Annotated in this window: 15 protein-coding genes; 8 read left to right on the top strand and 7 right to left on the bottom strand. The window is 71.1% G+C overall.

Annotated elements, in window-relative coordinates; genetic code table 11:
* The first annotated feature begins 67 nt into the window (after positions 1 to 67).
* Entirely contained in the window at positions 68 to 838 is a 771-nt protein-coding gene (locus BLT99_RS09330; protein WP_229724732.1) for an NAD(P)-dependent alcohol dehydrogenase, read from the top strand.
* A 95-nt stretch (positions 839 to 933) separates the two neighbouring features.
* Positions 934 to 1,422 (top strand): DUF6326 family protein, encoded by a 489-nt coding sequence (locus BLT99_RS09325; RefSeq protein ID WP_092671412.1) that lies wholly within the window; start codon positions 934 to 936, stop codon positions 1,420 to 1,422.
* Positions 1,423 to 1,492: 70 nt separating this feature from the next.
* On the opposite strand, the gene BLT99_RS09320 is transcribed toward BLT99_RS09325, so the two are convergent.
* Positions 1,493 to 3,160, bottom strand: coding sequence for a thiamine pyrophosphate-binding protein (locus BLT99_RS09320; RefSeq protein WP_092671409.1), 1,668 nt, complete (start codon positions 3,158 to 3,160; stop codon positions 1,493 to 1,495).
* Positions 3,161 to 3,309: 149 nt separating this feature from the next.
* Entirely contained in the window at positions 3,310 to 4,272 is a 963-nt protein-coding gene (locus BLT99_RS09315; RefSeq protein ID WP_229724733.1) for an AraC-like ligand-binding domain-containing protein, read from the bottom strand.
* A gap of 210 nt (positions 4,273 to 4,482) precedes the next feature.
* Here BLT99_RS09315 and BLT99_RS09310 point away from each other — a divergent pair, with 210 nt between their 5' ends.
* On the top strand, positions 4,483 to 6,021 hold the full coding sequence (locus tag BLT99_RS09310; RefSeq protein WP_092671406.1) for an APC family permease: 1,539 nt from the start codon (positions 4,483 to 4,485) through the stop codon (positions 6,019 to 6,021).
* Here BLT99_RS09310 and BLT99_RS09305 read toward each other — a convergent pair.
* Entirely contained in the window at positions 6,018 to 6,593 is a 576-nt protein-coding gene (locus BLT99_RS09305; protein WP_092671403.1) for a hypothetical protein, read from the bottom strand. The two genes, BLT99_RS09310 and BLT99_RS09305, sit on opposite strands and share 4 nt — an antisense overlap.
* A 66-nt stretch (positions 6,594 to 6,659) precedes the next feature.
* On the opposite strand from BLT99_RS09305, the gene BLT99_RS09300 reads away from it, so the two are divergent.
* Positions 6,660 to 8,732: a primary-amine oxidase gene (locus BLT99_RS09300; RefSeq protein ID WP_092671400.1), complete on the top strand. Its 2,073-nt coding sequence runs from the start codon at positions 6,660 to 6,662 to the stop codon at positions 8,730 to 8,732.
* 57 nt (positions 8,733 to 8,789) lie between these two features.
* Here the strand turns inward: BLT99_RS09300 and BLT99_RS09295 are convergent, their stop codons facing one another.
* Together BLT99_RS09295 and BLT99_RS09290 are read right to left on the bottom strand one after the other, a co-directional pair.
* Complete coding sequence (locus BLT99_RS09295; protein WP_092671397.1) at positions 8,790 to 9,377, bottom strand: TetR/AcrR family transcriptional regulator; 588 nt, start codon at positions 9,375 to 9,377, stop codon at positions 8,790 to 8,792.
* Between the two features lie 107 nt (positions 9,378 to 9,484).
* On the bottom strand, positions 9,485 to 10,924 hold the full coding sequence (locus tag BLT99_RS09290; RefSeq protein ID WP_092671394.1) for an aldehyde dehydrogenase family protein: 1,440 nt from the start codon (positions 10,922 to 10,924) through the stop codon (positions 9,485 to 9,487).
* 140 nt (positions 10,925 to 11,064) lie between these two features.
* Here BLT99_RS09290 and BLT99_RS09285 point away from each other — a divergent pair, with 140 nt between their 5' ends.
* The 4 genes from BLT99_RS09285 to BLT99_RS09270 all read left to right on the top strand — a co-directional run bounded on the left by BLT99_RS09285 (position 11,065) and on the right by BLT99_RS09270 (position 15,073).
* Positions 11,065 to 11,367 (top strand): hypothetical protein, encoded by a 303-nt coding sequence (locus BLT99_RS09285; RefSeq protein WP_092671391.1) that lies wholly within the window; start codon positions 11,065 to 11,067, stop codon positions 11,365 to 11,367.
* 169 nt (positions 11,368 to 11,536) lie between these two features.
* Positions 11,537 to 13,042 carry a glyceraldehyde-3-phosphate dehydrogenase gene (locus BLT99_RS09280; protein WP_092675970.1) on the top strand — a complete coding sequence of 502 codons (1,506 nt, stop codon included), beginning with the start codon at positions 11,537 to 11,539 and terminating at the stop codon, positions 13,040 to 13,042.
* Positions 13,043 to 13,068: 26 nt separating this feature from the next.
* Positions 13,069 to 14,244, top strand: coding sequence for a thiolase family protein (locus BLT99_RS09275; protein ID WP_092671388.1), 1,176 nt, complete (start codon positions 13,069 to 13,071; stop codon positions 14,242 to 14,244).
* A gap of 40 nt (positions 14,245 to 14,284) precedes the next feature.
* Complete coding sequence (locus tag BLT99_RS09270; RefSeq protein WP_092671385.1) at positions 14,285 to 15,073, top strand: 3-hydroxyacyl-CoA dehydrogenase; 789 nt, start codon at positions 14,285 to 14,287, stop codon at positions 15,071 to 15,073.
* 57 nt (positions 15,074 to 15,130) lie between these two features.
* Here BLT99_RS09270 and BLT99_RS09265 read toward each other — a convergent pair whose 3' ends face one another.
* Together BLT99_RS09265 and BLT99_RS09260 are read right to left on the bottom strand one after the other, a co-directional pair.
* Positions 15,131 to 16,114, bottom strand: coding sequence for a permease prefix domain 1-containing protein (locus tag BLT99_RS09265; RefSeq protein WP_092671382.1), 984 nt, complete (start codon positions 16,112 to 16,114; stop codon positions 15,131 to 15,133).
* Entirely contained in the window at positions 16,111 to 16,446 is a 336-nt protein-coding gene (locus BLT99_RS09260; RefSeq protein WP_197675544.1) for a PadR family transcriptional regulator, read from the bottom strand. Before BLT99_RS09260 ends, BLT99_RS09265 begins: the two co-directional genes overlap by 4 nt.
* Between the last annotated feature and the right edge of the window lie 31 nt (positions 16,447 to 16,477).

The following is a 16,477-nucleotide window of genomic DNA, read 5'->3' as shown; positions in this document are numbered from 1 at the left end:
TACAGTGTACGAAGTTGAGGAGACGTCCATGGGAATCCAAGCGCGATGGAATGCCGGAGCACGTCCGATGCCGGATCCGACTCCGGCCAGCGCGGCGACGATGCGGGCCGCCGTCCAGCACCGTTACGGCCCGCCCTCAGTGCTCGAGTCGTCCGAGGTCGGGGTCCCGCGCCCCGATCGAGGCGAGGTGCTCGTCCAGGTGCGCGCGGCCTCGGTGCATCCCGGCGACTACTTCGTCATGACCGGTGAGCCGTACGTGGTGCGCTTGGCGTTCGGGCTTCGCCGGCCGCGTCACGGCATCCCGGGCAGGGACCTCGCCGGCGTGGTGGAAGCGGTCGGGACGGATGCCACGGCGATCCGTCCCGGCGAGAAGGTGTTCGGATGGAGCACGGCGGGAGCCCTCGCGGAGTACGCCTCGGTTCCGGCGGACCGGCTCGTGTCCGTGCCTGCCGACCTGTCGTTCGTGGACGCGGCAGCGGTGCCCACGTCGGGCATGACGGCGCTGCAGGCAGTGCGCGACATCGCGAACGTCCGACCGGGGCAGTCGGTGCTGGTCACGGGGGCGTCGGGCGGCGTGGGCTCCTTCGCGGTACAGATCGCCAAGGCCTTCGGCGCCGAGGTGACGGGAGTGTGCAGCACCCGGAACGTCGACATGGTCCGGTCGCTCGGTGCCGACCACGTCGTCGACTACACCGGGACCGACTTCACCCGCACCGGGAAGCGCTACGACGTCATCCTCGACAACGTGGAATCGGAGCCGCTGGCGGCGGTGCGTCGAGCGTTGACGCGCTACGTCGCGGCCGGCCACACCAGAGGGAAGGTCGTGATCACCGTCTGACGAGGGCCCCGGACGAGAACGACCCGACCCGTGAACATGCACGCCCAGACCTGCCGCTCCGGCGGCGACCGCTCCGCTATCGAAGGGAAGAACCGATGACCATCCGAACGACAACCGCGAACCCGCTCGACACTCCGCCGATCCCCGTGCAGGCCAAGCTGGCCGCCGCATGGACCAGCTTCATGTTCCTCTACGTCTACGTCGACATCTTGAACTTCTACAAGCCGGGCGTCGTCGACGCCATCCTGAATGGCCAGATCTGGAGGTTCGACATCAGCGCGACGTTGCTGACGATCTTCCTCGTGTCCGTGTCGATCCCGGCTCTGATGGTGGTGCTCTCCATGACGCTGCCCGCCCGGGTGAACCGCGCCACGAACCTCGTCGTGGCATCGCTCCTCGTCCCGTACTCGATCTTCAACGCCGCTGGGTCGACCTGGGAGTGGGCCGCCTTCTACGCCCTCTCCATCGGAATCGAGTTGCTGCTCCTGGCCGTCATCCTGCGCTCCGCCTGGACGTGGCCTCGCACGCCCGCCGTCCCCGCCGGTCCCGCGGCGACCGACATTCGACGCGAGGTTCGACCGTAGTGAACGGGCGCTTCGTCCTGCGGCGTGAAGCGCGCCGCGGCGGACCTGATCGGCCGGGCCGGCGGACGCCTCAGTCGCGCGGGCGCGAGTTCACGCGCAGGATCTCCTCCTGGTACGGGGCGGTGACCGTGTCGGAGATGCGGCAGTCGAGCAGCAGGAAGCGCCGTTCGTCGACAGGCTCGGCCGCCCAGCTCGTGAGGCGGTCGAGGTCGGCGAGCTCGCGCACGACGACGCCCTCGGCCCCGACGGCCGTCGCGAGGGCGGCGAAGTCGGTCTCGGGGATGCGCATGGGCGGCTCGGCGAGGCCCTTGCGTCCGTAGAGGTGGATCTCGGCGCCGTACGCGGCGTCGTTCCAGACGACCGCGATACCGCGTCCGCCGGCGGTGCGCACCGCAGTCTCGAGGTCGGCGATCGCCATGAGGCCGCCGCCGTCGCCGGTCGTGAGCACGATGGTCGAGTCGGGCTTCGCGGCGGCGGCACCCGCGACGCTCGGGAAGCCGAGGCCGATCGACTGGAAAGCCGTGCCGACCATCATCATGCGGTCGGGGGAGGCGACGGGCCAGTGCATGTTGGCCCAGCCGATGAAGTGCCCGCCGTCCGAGACGACGACGCGGTCCTCGGGCAGCAGCTCGCCGAGCCGGGCCGCGACGGAGCGCGGGTCGAGCCGTCCGTCGGTCGGGATGATGCCGACGCCCCGGTCGTGCGTGCGCAGCGGCGCGAGGTCGACCGACTCGCGCCATCCGGAGCCCGATGCGCCGAGGACCGCCAGCTCGTCGACGAGTGCGCGCGCGACGACCGCTGCGTCGCCCTGGATGAACGCACCGACATTCGGATGCGTCGCCGCCGGCTCCACATCGACCTGCGCCACGCGCGTGCCCGGCGCGAAGAGCTCGCCGAAGCGCATCGTGAACTGGTTGAGCGACGCGCCGAAGACGACCGCGACGTCCGCCTCGCGGATGAGCTCCATTGCGTCCTCGGCGCCGAAGCCGCCCGTCACGCCCAGGTCGTAGCGGCCGTCGGGAAACACGCCGCGGCCGAGCGCGGTCGTCGCCGTGATCGCGCCGGTCGCCTCGGCGAGTGCGCCGAGCGCTTCGCCGGCGCCCGCGAGCCCTGCGCCGCGGCCGGCGAGCAGCAGCGGATGGCGCGCGCCGGCCAGCGCCCGCGCGAGGTCGGCGATCGCCCGCCGGGCGAACGGGCTGCGCGGGGCGAGCGGCTCGGGCAGGTTCGGCTGCGGCGCCGTCGGCACCTCGCCCGCCTCGAGGGCCGCCACATCGTACGGGATGGCGAGCACGGTGGGCACCCGGTAGGTCAGGGCGTGTTCGACGGCGATGATCGTGGTGGCCGCGGCATCCGCTCGGCCGACCGTGTACGTGCGGGCGCCGACCGCTGACGCGAGGGCGATCTGGTCGACGTCCCAGGGGCGCGGGCCCGACGTGGGCTCGTCGCCGACGACGAGGATGAGCGGCACGCGCGCCTGCACGGCCTCGGCGAGCGCGGTCAGCGTGTTCGTGAATCCGGCGCCGTACGTCGCGGTCGCGGCGGCGAGACGGGTGGATGCGCGGTAGTGCGCGTCGGCCGCGACGACGCCGCCGGCCTCGTGGCGCACCGCGGTGAACGTCGCGCCGGTGTCGCGCTCGAGCGCGTCGAGGAAGTAGGCGTTGCCGTTGCCCATGACGCCGAAGACGTGGTCGACGTGGGCGGCGAGGGTGCGGGCGACGTGCGCGGAGACGGTGGGCATGGCGGAGCCTTTCGAGACGGGACGGAGGTCGTGTGTTCCGTATGTGTCTCGCGGCCGACGCCGGCATCGGCGACGCTTCGCGCCCATTTTTCGAGCGCCGGCGCCGCCTCGGGGAGTGGCGCCTGGACGCGACGAGTATACCGGCGGCGTCAGCCCGCGATCGCCCGCGCACGCACGGCCGACGGCGGCTCGCCGAACTCGGCCCGGAACGCGCGGCTGAAGTGCGCGGCATCCGGGAACCCCCAGCGAGCCGCGACCTCGCTCACGGGCCGGTGCGCGGCGAGCGGATCGACGAGCTCGCGGCGGCAGCGGTCGAGGCGGCGCGAGCGGATCCAGCTCGAGACCGTGAGGCCTTCCTCGTGGAAGATCGCGTGCAGGTGCCGCGTCGAGATGAAGTGCGCGGCCGCGATCGTCGAGGGGTTCAGGTCGGGCAGCGGCAGGTGCTCGTCGATGTACGCCTGCACGCGGCGCAGCATGGGGCGGTGCGGCTTGTCGGCGTCGCGCGCCAGGTCGAGCTGCTGCGCGTACATGGTCGTGACGAGGTCGACGGCGTTGCGTGCGAGGCGGGCGCCGACCGGTCCGTCGAGCTGCTCGAGCTGACCCGCGAGGCCGCCGAGGAAGCCCGACACCACGCGCGCGAGACCGTCCTCGCCCGAGAGCGTCGTCGCGGTCATGCCCCGCACCGCGTCGGTGGGCAGCTCGATGAGCCGGTGCGGCACCATGAGCACCGCGGTGCTGAAGCGCTCCTCGAACACGAGCGAGTAGGGCGTGTTCGTGTCGTAGATGGCGAGGTCGCCGGGGCGCACGACGGCCTCGCGCCCGTCCTGGATGAGGAGCCCCGTGCCCGAGAGCTGCAGCCCGAGCTTGAAGTACCGCTGCTCCTTGCGGGCGACCAGGGCCGGCGTGCGCTGGATGTCGTGCGCATCGGCGGTGACGACCGAGAGGTGCACTTCGTCGGATGACGCGGTGCGGACCTCGCCGCGGAACGGCTCCGGGCGATCGACGTGCACGCGCAACGGCACGAACGACTGCGACACGATCGCGCTGAACTCCGTGAAGTCGAGCGGCGCGAGCGTGGGCTGGGCGGCGGATGTCTCGGGGACGTGGGGCACGGCGTGACCTCGGTCTTCCTCCGGACGTCGTCGTCCGGCACGGGTCAGGTAATTCTACGCCTGTAGGGACAAAAACGACAGGCGGGTCGTGCAGCCATGGACAAGGGGCGTTCGCACACCGACAATCGGTCACCATGATGCGGGACGATGATGGCGGGCATCGTGCGAGGCTGCCCCGGCTTCGCTCCGACCCAACGAAGGGCTCCTGCCATGACCTCAGCGCCGACGATGCCGCCGCCGACGACCACCGGTGACCTCGGTCACCGCCGCCTCGGCGTGCCATCCGTCACCTTCATGATCATCGCGGCCTCGGCGCCGCTCACGGTCGTCGCCGGCGGCGTGACCACGACCTTCGCCGTGACGGGCGTCATCGGCGTGCCGCTCTCGTTCATCCTGCTGGCCGCCGCGCTCGCCGTGTTCGCGGTCGGCTACGCGGCGATGAGCCGGTTCGTGACGAACGCCGGCGCGTTCTACGCGTACATCGCGCAGGGGCTCGGCCGGCCGTTCGGCGTGGGCGCGTCGCTCGTCGCGCTGGTGGCGTACAACGCGATGCAGATCGGCATCTACGGCCTGTTCGGCTTCCAGGCCTCGATGTTCCTCGAGACGAAGTTCGGCATCGTCACGCCGTGGTGGCTCTGGATCCTCGTCTGCATCGTGATCGTCGGCGTCCTCGGCGTGAACCGCGTCGACCTCTCTGCGAAGGTGCTCGGTGCGCTCGTCGCGTTGGAGTTCGTCGCCGTGCTCGTCTTCGACCTGGTCTCGCTGGCGGTCGCGCCCGAGGGACTCAGCACCGCGGCCCTGCAGCCCGCGAACCTCTTCGTGCCCGGCGTCGGCGCGGTGCTCGCGTTCGGCATCGCGGCGTTCATGGGCTTCGAGTCGGCCGCCATCTACGGCGAGGAGGCGAAGGACCCGAAGCGGACGGTGGCGCGCGCCACGTACTCGGCCGTCGCGATCATCGGCCTGTTCTACGCCTTCAGCGCGTGGGCCTTCACGGTCGGCATCGGCCCCTCGAACATCGTCGAAGCGTCGGCGACGGCGGGACCCGACCTCATGTTCGCGTTCATGGGTGAGCACGCGCCCGTCATCATCAGCGACATCATGCAGGTGCTGTTCCTCACGAGCCTCTTCGCGGCGCTGCAGTCGTTCCACAACGCGGTGGCGCGCTACCTCTACTCGCTGGGTCGCGAGGGCGTCATCCACCGTGGGCTCGGTGCGGTTCGCACCGGGTCGCGCGCGCCGTGGGCGGGTTCGGTCGCGCAGAGCGTCATCGCGATCGTCGTGACCCTCGCGTTCGTCATCGCAGGCGAGGGGCTCGGGCTCAAGGCCGACTTCGCGCCGGTCGAGTTCCTCTACCCGGTGCTCACGATGTTCACCTGGCTCACGAACACGGGCGCCATGGGCCTCGTGCTGCTCATGGGCATCATCGCCATCGCCGTGATCGGCTTCTTCCGGCGCGACCGCCGCGGTGTCAGCACCTGGGCGGCCGTCGTCGCGCCGACCATCGCGGCGATCGTGCTGTTCACGGTGTTCGTGCTCATCGTCGCGAACTTCGACGTGCTGCTCGGCCAGACCGAGCCCTCGGCGCTCACGTTCGTGCTGCCGGCGCTGCTCATCGTTCCCGGCATCCTCGGCGTGATCTGGGCCTTCGTGCTCCGTCGCCGCGACCCCGCGCTGTACCGCAACATCGGTCACGGCATCGAGGAGGCCGAAGCCGCCGCGTTCGACCACGAGCCGCACCGCGGGATCTAGGCGAGGGCGGCGAGCACACCCGGAACGGCCATGGCGGCGAGCATGACGGTCGTGCTCGCCGCCTCGGCCGCGTGCCGGGCCCATCCGCGCGATCCGTCGGCCGGCCCGGAGCTCCGAGCCCGTCGGCGGTTCCGCAGCTCCACAGCCACGAGCCATCCGCCGAAGGCCGTCATCGCCATCGTCGCCGCCACGAACAGCAGCTCCGTGCCGGCATGGGCGTGGCCCGCCTCCGATGCGCCGGCGCCCGATCCACCGTCGGCGGCGACGAAGGCCCAGGCGCCCACGATGAACGCGAGCGCCCGGTGCAGCGCGTGTCCGCGGCGTCCGGGGGAGAGCGGGGCTCCGTGCGCGCCGCGAGTCGGCCGCAGGCGGGTGCCGAGCGCGATGCCGAAGCCGGCGAGCACCGCGGTCCACGCCAGTGCGGCGACGAATCGGGTGAACGCCATGTCGGTCATCGCGACGAGCATGGCCGCGGATGCCGCGACGTCGAGGGCCGTGCGACGGCCGCCGACCGCGCAGGCCGCACCCCCCAGTGCGCCGACCAGCATCGCGCCGTGTGCGAGTTCGCTCATCTCCGGACTTCCCTGTCTCGTGATCGCAAGCTATTATTCAACGAACGTAGAGAAAAAGGAACCAGCATGACGACGTTGTCAGCCGCTCAGGCCCATCACTCGCACTCCGCCACCGCGACCGCTCGCCCCGCGCGATCCGCTTCCGCCATCGGGCCCGCCGATCCGCTCCGCGGCATCGACGCCGACGAGATCGTCGAGACCCGCGCGATCCTCGCCGAGGCCGGCCTCGTCGCCGAGACCACGCGCTTCGTCTACGTGGGCGTCGATGAGCCCGACAAGGCCCACGTGCTCGCGGGCGGCGACCTGCCCCGCGTCATCCGTGCCCTGCTCCTCGACCAGGCCACCGGCGCCGCGCACGACGCGCGCGTCTCGCTGACCGAGCACGCCGTGCTCCGTGCCGACGAGATCGACGGCGCGAACGGCCAGCTGCCGATCCTCGACGTCGAGTTCGAGGCCATTTCCGACATGCTCGGCGCCGAGGACGAGTGGCACGCGGCGCTCGCCAAGCGCGGCATCGCGCACGACCAGGTCGCGCTCGCGCCGCTGTCGGCAGGGCAGTACGGCTTCGAGGACGAGCGCGGGCGCCGCGTCATCCGCGTGCTCGCCTTCATGCGGCAGTACGAGCAGGACCACTGCTGGGCGCACCCGGTCGACGGCCTGTGCGCCTACGTCGACATGGTCGAGGGCCGCATGTTCAAGCTCGTCGACCACAAGGTCTACGACATCCCCGCCGAGGGCGGGAACTTCGACGACCCCGAGGTGCAGGGCGCGCCGCTCGACACCCTCAAGCCGATCGCGATCACCCAGCCCGAGGGGCCGAGCTTCACCGTCGAGGGCGACCAGGTCTCGTGGGCGAACTGGCGGTTCTCGATCGCGTTCGACGCGCGCGAGGGGCTCGTGCTGCGCCGCATCCGCTATGCCGATGCCGACCACGGCGGCGAGGAGCGCGACATCATCTACCGCGCGTCCATCGCCGAGATGGTGGTGCCCTACGGCGACCCGTCGCCCGCGAGATTCTGGCAGAACTACTTCGACACCGGCGAGTACGTCTTCGGCCGCTACGCCAACTCGCTCGTGCTCGGGTGCGACTGCCTCGGCGAGATCCGCTACTTCGACGCGACGCTCGCCGACGAGTTCGGCAACCCCCGCGTCATCCCGAACGCGATCTGCATGCACGAGGAGGACTACGGCACCCTCTGGAAGCACACCGACATCTACACGGGCTCGAACGAGGTGCGCCGTCAGCGCCGCCTCGTGATCAGCTTCTTCACGACCGTCGGCAACTACGACTACGGGTTCTACTGGTACCTCTACCTCGACGGCACGATCGAGTGCGAGGCCAAGCTCACCGGCGTGCTGTTCAGTTCGGCCTACGATCCCGAGGCCGGCGACTACGCCAGCCAGGTCGCGCCCGGGCTCGGTGCGCCCTACCACCAGCACCTCTTCAGCGCGCGCCTCGACATGATGGTCGACGGCGTCGCCAATGCGGTCGACGAGGTCGACGCCGTGCGCGTGCCGATGGGCGAGGGGAACGAGTACGGCAACGCGTTCACCAAGAAGCGCACGCGCCTGCGGACCGAGTCCGAGGGCGTTCGCGATGCCGACCTCAGCGTGGGCCGCGCCTGGCACATCGTGAACACCGAGAAGACGAACCGGCTCGGCCAGCCCGTCGCCTACGAGCTGCTGGCGCAGGGGTTGCCGACGCTCATGGCCGACCCCGAGTCGGTCATCGCCAAGCGTGCCGGCTTCACGCGCAACCACCTCTGGGTCACGCGCTACGCGCAGGACGAGCGGTACCCCGCGGGCGACCTCGTGAACCAGAACCCGGGCGGCGATGGCCTTCCGCGCTACACCGCCGCCGACCGCTCGATCGACGGCGAGGACCTCGTGGTGTGGCACACGTTCGGCCCGACGCACTTCCCGCGCGTCGAGGACTGGCCGGTCATGCCGGTCGACTACGCGAAGTTCACGCTCAAGCCCTACGGCTTCTTCGACCGCAACCCCACGCTGAACGTGCCGTCCTCCGAGTCGATGGGCATGGCCTGCCACGCGGATGTCGCGGGGCACGGTGCGTCCGAGGCCGCCGGCTCGTGCGACTGCGCCACGGGGGCCTGCACGTGCTCGGGCCACGCGCACTGAGCGACGGATCCGATCCGGGGCGGATGGCGCGCATCAGCGCCATCCGCCCCAGCGACGTCAGCGCAGCAGATCGAGGTAGCCGTCGAGCAGGCCCGTGAGGCGGTCGGCCGAGGACGTGCCCGGTGAGACCACCGCGACGACCTGGACCCCGTCGAGCAGCGCCATGAAGAGGTCGGTCGAGCGCGCGACATCCACGTCGTCGCGGATCTCGCCGAGCCGTTTGGCGGTCTCGAGGTGGTCGGAGATCTCGCCGCGCCACTGCTGCATCGTGCGCTCGTGCAGGGCGAGCAGCTCGGGCTCGTTGGCCGCGTACTCCCAGAACGGGATCACGATGCGCGCCTCGAGCAGCCGCTCCTCGTCGAGCGGGAAGATCTGCAGCATGAGCGCGCGCAGGGCGGGCAGTCCCTCGAGATCGGCGCGGACCGCGGCGAAGCGCTCGTTCGTCGCCTCGAAGACATGCTCGAACGTCGCCCCGATCAGCTCCTCCTTGTTCCGGAAGTACGGGGACAGGCCGCCGTTCGCGACGCCCGACGCCTTGGCGATCTCGCGCATCGTCGTGGCGCGGAAGCCCTTCGCGGCGATCAGCCGCCACGTCGCATGCACGATCGAGAGTCGTCGCTCGTCGTGATCGACGATCTTCGGCATGGCCTCTCCCGGGTGTCGGTTCGCTCGCCCTCCACGATACGGGGGACGACGGCGGCGGCCGCCCGGATGCATCCCGGGCGGCCGCCGTGTCGTGGCGATCGGAGGCGTCAGCCGTTGATCACCTGTGGCACGCCGAGCGCCTTCAGGCCCTCGACGCCGAACTCGAGCCCGTAGCCCGACTGCTTGGCGCCGCCGAACGGCACCATGGGGTGCACGGCGCCGTGCGAGTTGATCCACACCGTGCCGGCCTCGATGCGGGCGGCGACGGCGCGGGCGCGCTCGCGGTCGGACGACCAGACCGAGGCACCCAGGCCCACATCGGTGCCGTTGGCCTTCTCGATCACCTCGTCGAGGTCGCGGTAGCGGATGATCGGCAGCGCCGGTCCGAACTGCTCCTCGTCGACCAGCGGGGCGCCGTCGTGGATGTCGGCGATCAGCGTCGTCGGGTAGAAGTTGCCCGGCTGGTCGCGGTCGGGTTCGCCGCCGAGCAGCACGCGAGCGCCCGACGCCTTGGCCGCCTCGACGAGACGGTCGACGATCTCGAACTGCTGCCGGTTCTGCAGCGGCCCGAGGACGTTCTGCTCGTCGAGGCCGACGCCCATCGGCATGGCCCGCGCGACGTCGACGAGCGCGTCGCACACGGCGTCGTAGACGTCCTCGTGCACGTAGAGGCGCTTCAGCGCGGCGCAGGTCTGCCCGGTGTTGATGAAGGCGCCCCAGAACAGGCCCTCGGCGATGGCCTTCGGGTCGACGTCGGGCAGCACGATGCCGGCGTCGTTGCCGCCGAGCTCGAGGGTCAGGCGCTTGACCGTGTCGGCCGAGCTGCGGATGATCGCCTTGCCCGTCGCGGTCGAGCCCGTGAACATGACCTTGCCGACCTCGGGGTGCGTCGAGAGCGCGGCGCCCACGTCGCGGCCGCCGCTGACGACGCGAAGCACGCCCTCGGGCAGGACGCTGTTGATCACGTGGACGAGCGCCAGCACGCTGAGCGGCGTGAACTCCGACGGCTTGACCACGACGGTGTTGCCCATGCGCAGCGCCGGCGCGATCTGCCAGACGGTGATCATCTGGGGCCAGTTCCACGGCCCGATCGCACCCACCACGCCGATCGGGCGGTAGGTGAGCTCGGCGTGCGTCTGCCCGTCGTCGAACACGACCTCGGTCTCGAGCGGCGTCGCGGCCGCGGCGCGCATCCATCCGGATGCCCCGCCCACCTCGAAGCGGGCGTTCGGGCCGTTGAGCGGCTTGCCCTGCTCACGGGACAGCAGGTGCGCGAGCGCCTCGGCGTTCGCGTCGATCGCGTCGGCGGCGGCGAGCAGCAGCTCGCTGCGACGCTCGTGCCCGAGTGCCGCCCACGCCGGCTGTGCGGCCCGGGCGGTGGCCACGGCGCGGTCGAGGTCTTCGACCGTGTGCACCGGCGCGCGGCCGATCAGCTCGCCGGTCGCCGGGTCGAGGATGTCGCGGACCTCGCCCGTCTCGGGCGTGATCGCGTCGAGCAGGTCGGCGTAGGGCGCCTCGAGAACGCCGGTCGGGGTGTCGATGGTCATGGTCTCCTCCACATCGAGTCGTGGCCGTCCACGTTAGGCAGGCGGTCGCCCGCGGGCTTGTCGCGCGGTGCGCCGCGGTTGACCGACCGCGCAGGGATGCGGTGCGTCATCCCCTCGACCCGCACGGCAGAATGGCTCGCGTGAAGACGATCCAACTGCGCCGGTACACGCTCGTCGACGGGGAGTACGACGCCTTCGTGGCGTGGTGGGAGGAGTGGATGCCGCGCGTGCGGCCCTCCGCGGGCTTCACGATCGAGTTCGCGTACGGCATCCGCGAGGGGAACCAGTTCGTGTGGGCCGTGAGTGCGCCCGGTGACGCCGCCGCCTTCCGCGCCCTCGAGCAGGAGTACCTCGCGTCCGATGCCCGTGCGGCGGCCTTCGACGGGGTTCCGCAGCGCGTCGCGGTGTACGACATCGCGCTCGTCGACGACGACGTGGCCTGATCGCCCTGGCCGACGACGTCCCCCGTATCGACGTCGAGTACACTGGCAGCGGCCCGAGGTACCACCGTGTACGCCCTTCCCGCTCATCCGGGCCGGTACCATCTGAACATCCCCAACTTGAGTGCGGTCGACGCTGCCCACCATCGCGCGCGGCCGAGAAGGGCATGACGTGAGCCACGAGTTCGACACCCGCCGCGAGGAATGGATCGCCCGAGAGGAGCTCGCCGAGCGGATGATCCCGCTCATCGGCGGCCTCTACCGACGGCACGGGGTGGTGACCTCCATCCACGGCCGCCGGCTCATCAACGCCTCGACCGTCGACCTGCTCAAGGCGCACCGCTTCGCCCGCCAGGCCGGCGACGTCGAGCTCGCGCTCGACGACACCATGCGCGTGCTCGAGGCGCTCGCCGAGATCGAACCCTCGCCCGCGTCGATCGACGTGGCCCGCCTGGTCGCGCGCTTCCACACCGCCGCGCCGGGCACCGACCTCGTCGACTTCCTGCGGTCCGAGCTCGCGCCGGTCCTCGTCGAGGGCGGCGAGCCCGCGACATCCGGCACCGACGTCGTGCTCTACGGCTTCGGCCGCATCGGGCGCCTGCTCGCCCGCATCCTCATCGCCCACGCGGGCGGCGGCCAGGGCCTGCGCCTTCGCGCGATCGTCGTGCGCAAGGGCAGCGAGAACGACCTCGCCAAGCGCGCCAGCCTGCTGCGTCGCGACTCGGTGCACGGTCCCTTCCAGGGCACCATCACCGTCGACGAGGAGGCGAACACCATTCTCGCGAACGGCACGCTCATCCAGGTGATCTACTCCGACGACCCGGGCACGATCGACTACACCGCCCACGGCATCTCCGACGCGATCGTCGTCGACAACACCGGCCGCTGGCGCGACGAGGCGGGCCTCGGGCGGCACCTCGAGTCGAAGGGCGTGGCGCGCGTCCTGCTCACCGCTCCGGGCAAGGGTGCGATCAAGAACATCGTCCACGGCATCAACCACGACGCGATCACGACCGACGACCGCATCCTGTCGGCGGCCTCGTGCACCACCAACGCGATCACTCCCGTGCTCGCCGCGATCCAGGACGCGTACGGCATCGTGCGCGGCCACGTCGAGACCGTGCACTCGTTCACGAACGACCAGAACCTCATCGACAACTTCCACAAGGGCGACCGGCGCGGTCGGTCCGCCGTGCTGAACATGGTCATCACCGAGACGGGTGCCGCGAAGGCCGTCGCCAAGGCACTGCCCGAGCTGCAGGGCAAGCTCACCGGGAGCGCCATCCGGGTGCCGACGCCCGACGTGAGCCTCGCCATCCTGAACCTGCAGCTCGAGCGGCCGACCGACAAGGCGACGCTGAACGCGTACCTGCGCCAGGTCTCGCTCACCTCGCCGCTTCGCCAGCAGGTCGACTACATCGAGTCGCCCGAGGTGGTCTCGACCGACTTCGTGGGATCGAACCGCGCCGGCATCGTCGACGGCCTGGCCACGATCGCCGACGGCACCGACGTCGTGCTCTACGTCTGGTACGACAACGAGTACGGCTACTCGTGCCAGGTCGTGCGGGTCATCGAGGCCATGTCGGGCGTTCACCCGCGCGTGCTGCCCGAGCGGCAGCCGGTGCGCGTCGAGCAGGTCGTCGCCGCGGCCGTGCCCGAGGTCGCCGAGGTCGGCTGAGTCCTGCGCGGCCGTAGGCTGAAGGCATGACCCACGACGCCGTGATCATCGACGTGATCCGCACCCCCGTCGGGCGCGGCAAGCCGGGCGGCATGCTCTCCGGCGTGCACCCCGTCGACCTTCTCGCGGGCGTGCTCACCGCGATCGTCGACCGCAACGACCTCGATCCCGCCCTCGTCGACGACGTGATCGGCGGCTGCGTCAGCCAGATCGGCGAGCAGTCGTACAACGTCACCCGCAACGCGCTGCTCGCCGCCGGCTTCCCCGAGTCGGTGCCCGGCACGACGATCGACCGGCAGTGCGGCTCGAGCCAGCAGGCGGCGACGTTCGCCGCGCAGGCCGTGCTCGCCGGCCAGGCCGACATCGTGATCGCGTGCGGCGTCGAGTCGATGAGCCGTGTGCCGCTCGGGTCGAGCGCGGCCGGCGCCGACCCGTTCGGCTCGCGCCTCCGCGCGCGCTACCCCGAGGGCCTCGTGAACCAGGGCGTCTCCGCCGAGCTCATCGCCGCGAAGTGGGGCTTCTCGCGCGACGAGCTCGACGGGTACGCGGCGCGCTCGCACGCGCTCGCCGCCGAGGCGGGGGAGTCGGGCGCGTTCGCGACCGAGGTCGTTCCCGTCTCCGGGGTCGACCGGCTCGTCGACGAGACCGTCCGTCCCGGCACCACCGTCGACTCGCTCGCGGCCCTGAACCCGTCGTTCCGCACCGACGCGCTCGCCGAGCGATTCCCGGATGTCTCGTGGAACATCACCCCGGGAAACTCCTCGCCGCTGACCGACGGCGCGTCGGCCGCGCTCATCATGAGCGCCGACGCCGCCGAGCGGCTCGGGCTCGAGCCGCGCGCCCGCTTCCGCGCGTTCTCGGTCGTCGGCAGCGACCCGCTGTACATGCTCACCGGGGTGATCCCGGCGACCGCGAAGGTGCTCGAGCGCGCGGGCCTGACCCACGACGACATGGACGCCTACGAGGTGAACGAGGCGTTCGCGTCGGTCCCGCTCGCCTGGCTCGCCGACACGGGGGCGGATGTCTCGAAGCTCAACCCGCGCGGCGGCGCCATCGCGCTCGGGCACGCCCTGGGGTCGAGCGGTACGCGCCTGCTCACGACGCTCGTCAACCAGCTCGAGGCCACGGACGGCACGTACGGCCTCCAGGTCATGTGCGAGGGCGGCGGCATGGCCAACGCGACGATCATCGAACGACTCTGAGCTCGTCCGAGCTCACTCACCCGACGAAAGGACCCGACACGTGGAACTCAGCGGCGCATCCGCGATCGTCACCGGCGGCGCTTCAGGACTGGGGCGTGCGACGGCGCAGGCCCTCGTCGACGGCGGCGCGCACGTCGTGCTGGTCGACCTGCCCGGCCCCCGAGGCGAGCAGGCGGCGGCCGAGCTGGGCGACCTCGCCCGGTTCGTGCCGGCGGATGTCGCGGACGAGGCGCAGGTGCAGACGGCCGTCGACGCGGCGTCGGCCGTGGGGCCGCTACGGGTCGCGGTGAACTGCGCGGGCATCGTCACCGCGAACCGGACCGTGGGCCGCGACGGTCCGGCGCCCCTCGAGGCGTTCGAGCGCACCATCCGGGTCAACCTCATCGGCACGTTCAACGTGACGAGGCTCGCGGCGGCCGCGATGGCCGCGACCGAGCCGGTGTCGGCCGGCGTGCCGGGCGGGCCGGCGACGAGCGAGCGCGGCGTCATCGTGAGCACCGCGTCGGTCGCCGCGTTCGACGGGCAGATCGGACAGGCCGCCTACTCCGCGTCGAAGGCCGCGGTCGCCGGCATGACGCTGCCCATCGCACGTGACCTCTCGAAGCTGCTCATCCGCGTCGTCACGATCGCGCCCGGCATCTTCGAGACGCCGATGATGGCCGGCATGTCCGACGAGGTCCGCACGTCGCTCGAGCAGCAGGTGCCCCATCCGTCGCGCCTCGGGCACCCGGCCGAGTACGCCGCACTGGTCCGCTCGATCATCGCGAATCCGATGCTCAACGGCGAGGTGATCCGCCTCGACGGCGCGATCCGGATGCAGCCGAAGTAGTCGTGAGACAGCGGATGCCGCGGGGCCGACGAACCCCGCGGCATCCGCCCGCCCGACTCAGACCCGGCCGAGCGCGAGCGCCGACCCGCCGCGACCGCGCACGGTCTTGACGACGCCGTCGATCACGTCCCAGATCGCGACGCCGACGAAGACGACCACGAGCACGATCGTCGTGACGTCGGACCCCTCGCCCCACGGCCAGCCGATGACGTCGAGGAACTCGGGATTGAACAACTGGCCGGTGGCGAACAGCCAGAGCGCCGGCACCGTGAACGCGACGTTGAGCACGACGTTCGCTGCGACGAGCCACCAGTTCCAGCCCTTCACGTAGATCGCGATCGCGAAGAGCATCTCGAGCACGATCAGCACGAGGAAATACGGCAGCCAGAAGGACCACAGGTCGGGGTTGAGGATCGGCATCGCCTGGGCGGCTCCGAAGGCGAACGGCACCGCCTGCTGCCACAGGATCACGACGGCGAAGAGCGTCAGGAACACGAGCGACGCGATGAGGTCGCTGAGGCGACCCGACCGGCCCGCATCCGGAAGCTCGCGGAGCTGTTCGGGCGTCCATGGGGCGAGGTCCTGCGTCTTCGGCGAGCGTTCGAGGATCGCGAACACCAGCGTGACCCAGAATGCGAGGTGCACCACGAGTGCGAGCACGGTCGACACGACGCTGGCGGCGACCTCGCCGGGCTGTGCCCCGGCGAGCAACTGCGCGAGCAGCAGTCCGGCCCCGGCGATCGGCAGCACGATCGCGTACAGCAGGGTGAGCAGCCGCTTCCAAGCCAGGAAGTAGCGCGGCCCGATGAGCTGCATCGGCCGGTCGGCGTAGTCGGCCGCGAGCGCGTCGGGGTCGCCCAGCTCGACGAGCACGGCGCGCTCGGCGTCGGCCGGGGCGGTGCCGTCGGCGAGGCGGGCGTCGACCTCATCACCGATGCGTTCGCGCAGCTCGCGGCCGAACTCGGCGCGCTGCGTCTCGGGCATCCGGCGAGCGGCGGCCCAGATGTAGCGGTCGGTCAGGGTGGGCGTCGGTTCGCTCATCGTTCGTCTCCCGAGGTGAGCCGGGTCAGCGCCCGGTCGATGTTCTTCCAGTCGGCGGTGAGGACGCCGGCGAGCTGCTCGCCCGCCGGGCTGGTGCGGTAGAACTTGCGTGGCCGGGCCTCGTCGGTGTTCCACTCGCTCGTCAGGAGGCCCTGCTTCTCGAGGCGCCGGAGCAACGGGTACAGCGTGTTCGCGTCGACTGTGATGCCGATGCCGTTGAGCGCCTCGAGCAGGGCGTACCCGTAGTCGGGCTCGCGCAGCCTGATCAGGCAGCCGAGCACGACCGTGCCGCGCCGCAGTTCCTGCAGGTGGCCGGAGGTGGTGTCATCCATGCTCATGTGAGGCACTGTACTGTGCGTCGCA

This window comes from Agromyces flavus, assembly GCF_900104685.1.
Taxonomy (GTDB): domain Bacteria; phylum Actinomycetota; class Actinomycetes; order Actinomycetales; family Microbacteriaceae; genus Agromyces; species Agromyces flavus.
This window is presented reverse-complemented; position numbering and strand designations above follow the sequence as displayed.

Coding starts and splice junctions, on each gene's coding strand:
- BLT99_RS09300 (WP_092671400.1), top strand. CDS start 6,660: ATGACGACGTTGTCAGCCGCTCAGGCCCATCACTCGCACTCCGCCACC.
- BLT99_RS09320 (WP_092671409.1), bottom strand. CDS start 3,160: ATGCCCACCGTCTCCGCGCACGTCGCCCGCACCCTCGCCGCCCACGTC.
- BLT99_RS09260 (WP_197675544.1), bottom strand. CDS start 16,446: ATGGATGACACCACCTCCGGCCACCTGCAGGAACTGCGGCGCGGCACG.
- BLT99_RS09295 (WP_092671397.1), bottom strand. CDS start 9,377: ATGCCGAAGATCGTCGATCACGACGAGCGACGACTCTCGATCGTGCAT.
- BLT99_RS09265 (WP_092671382.1), bottom strand. CDS start 16,114: ATGAGCGAACCGACGCCCACCCTGACCGACCGCTACATCTGGGCCGCC.
- BLT99_RS09305 (WP_092671403.1), bottom strand. CDS start 6,593: ATGAGCGAACTCGCACACGGCGCGATGCTGGTCGGCGCACTGGGGGGT.
- BLT99_RS09330 (WP_229724732.1), top strand. CDS start 68: ATGCCGGATCCGACTCCGGCCAGCGCGGCGACGATGCGGGCCGCCGTC.
- BLT99_RS09275 (WP_092671388.1), top strand. CDS start 13,069: ATGACCCACGACGCCGTGATCATCGACGTGATCCGCACCCCCGTCGGG.
- BLT99_RS09310 (WP_092671406.1), top strand. CDS start 4,483: ATGACCTCAGCGCCGACGATGCCGCCGCCGACGACCACCGGTGACCTC.
- BLT99_RS09290 (WP_092671394.1), bottom strand. CDS start 10,924: ATGACCATCGACACCCCGACCGGCGTTCTCGAGGCGCCCTACGCCGAC.
- BLT99_RS09325 (WP_092671412.1), top strand. CDS start 934: ATGACCATCCGAACGACAACCGCGAACCCGCTCGACACTCCGCCGATC.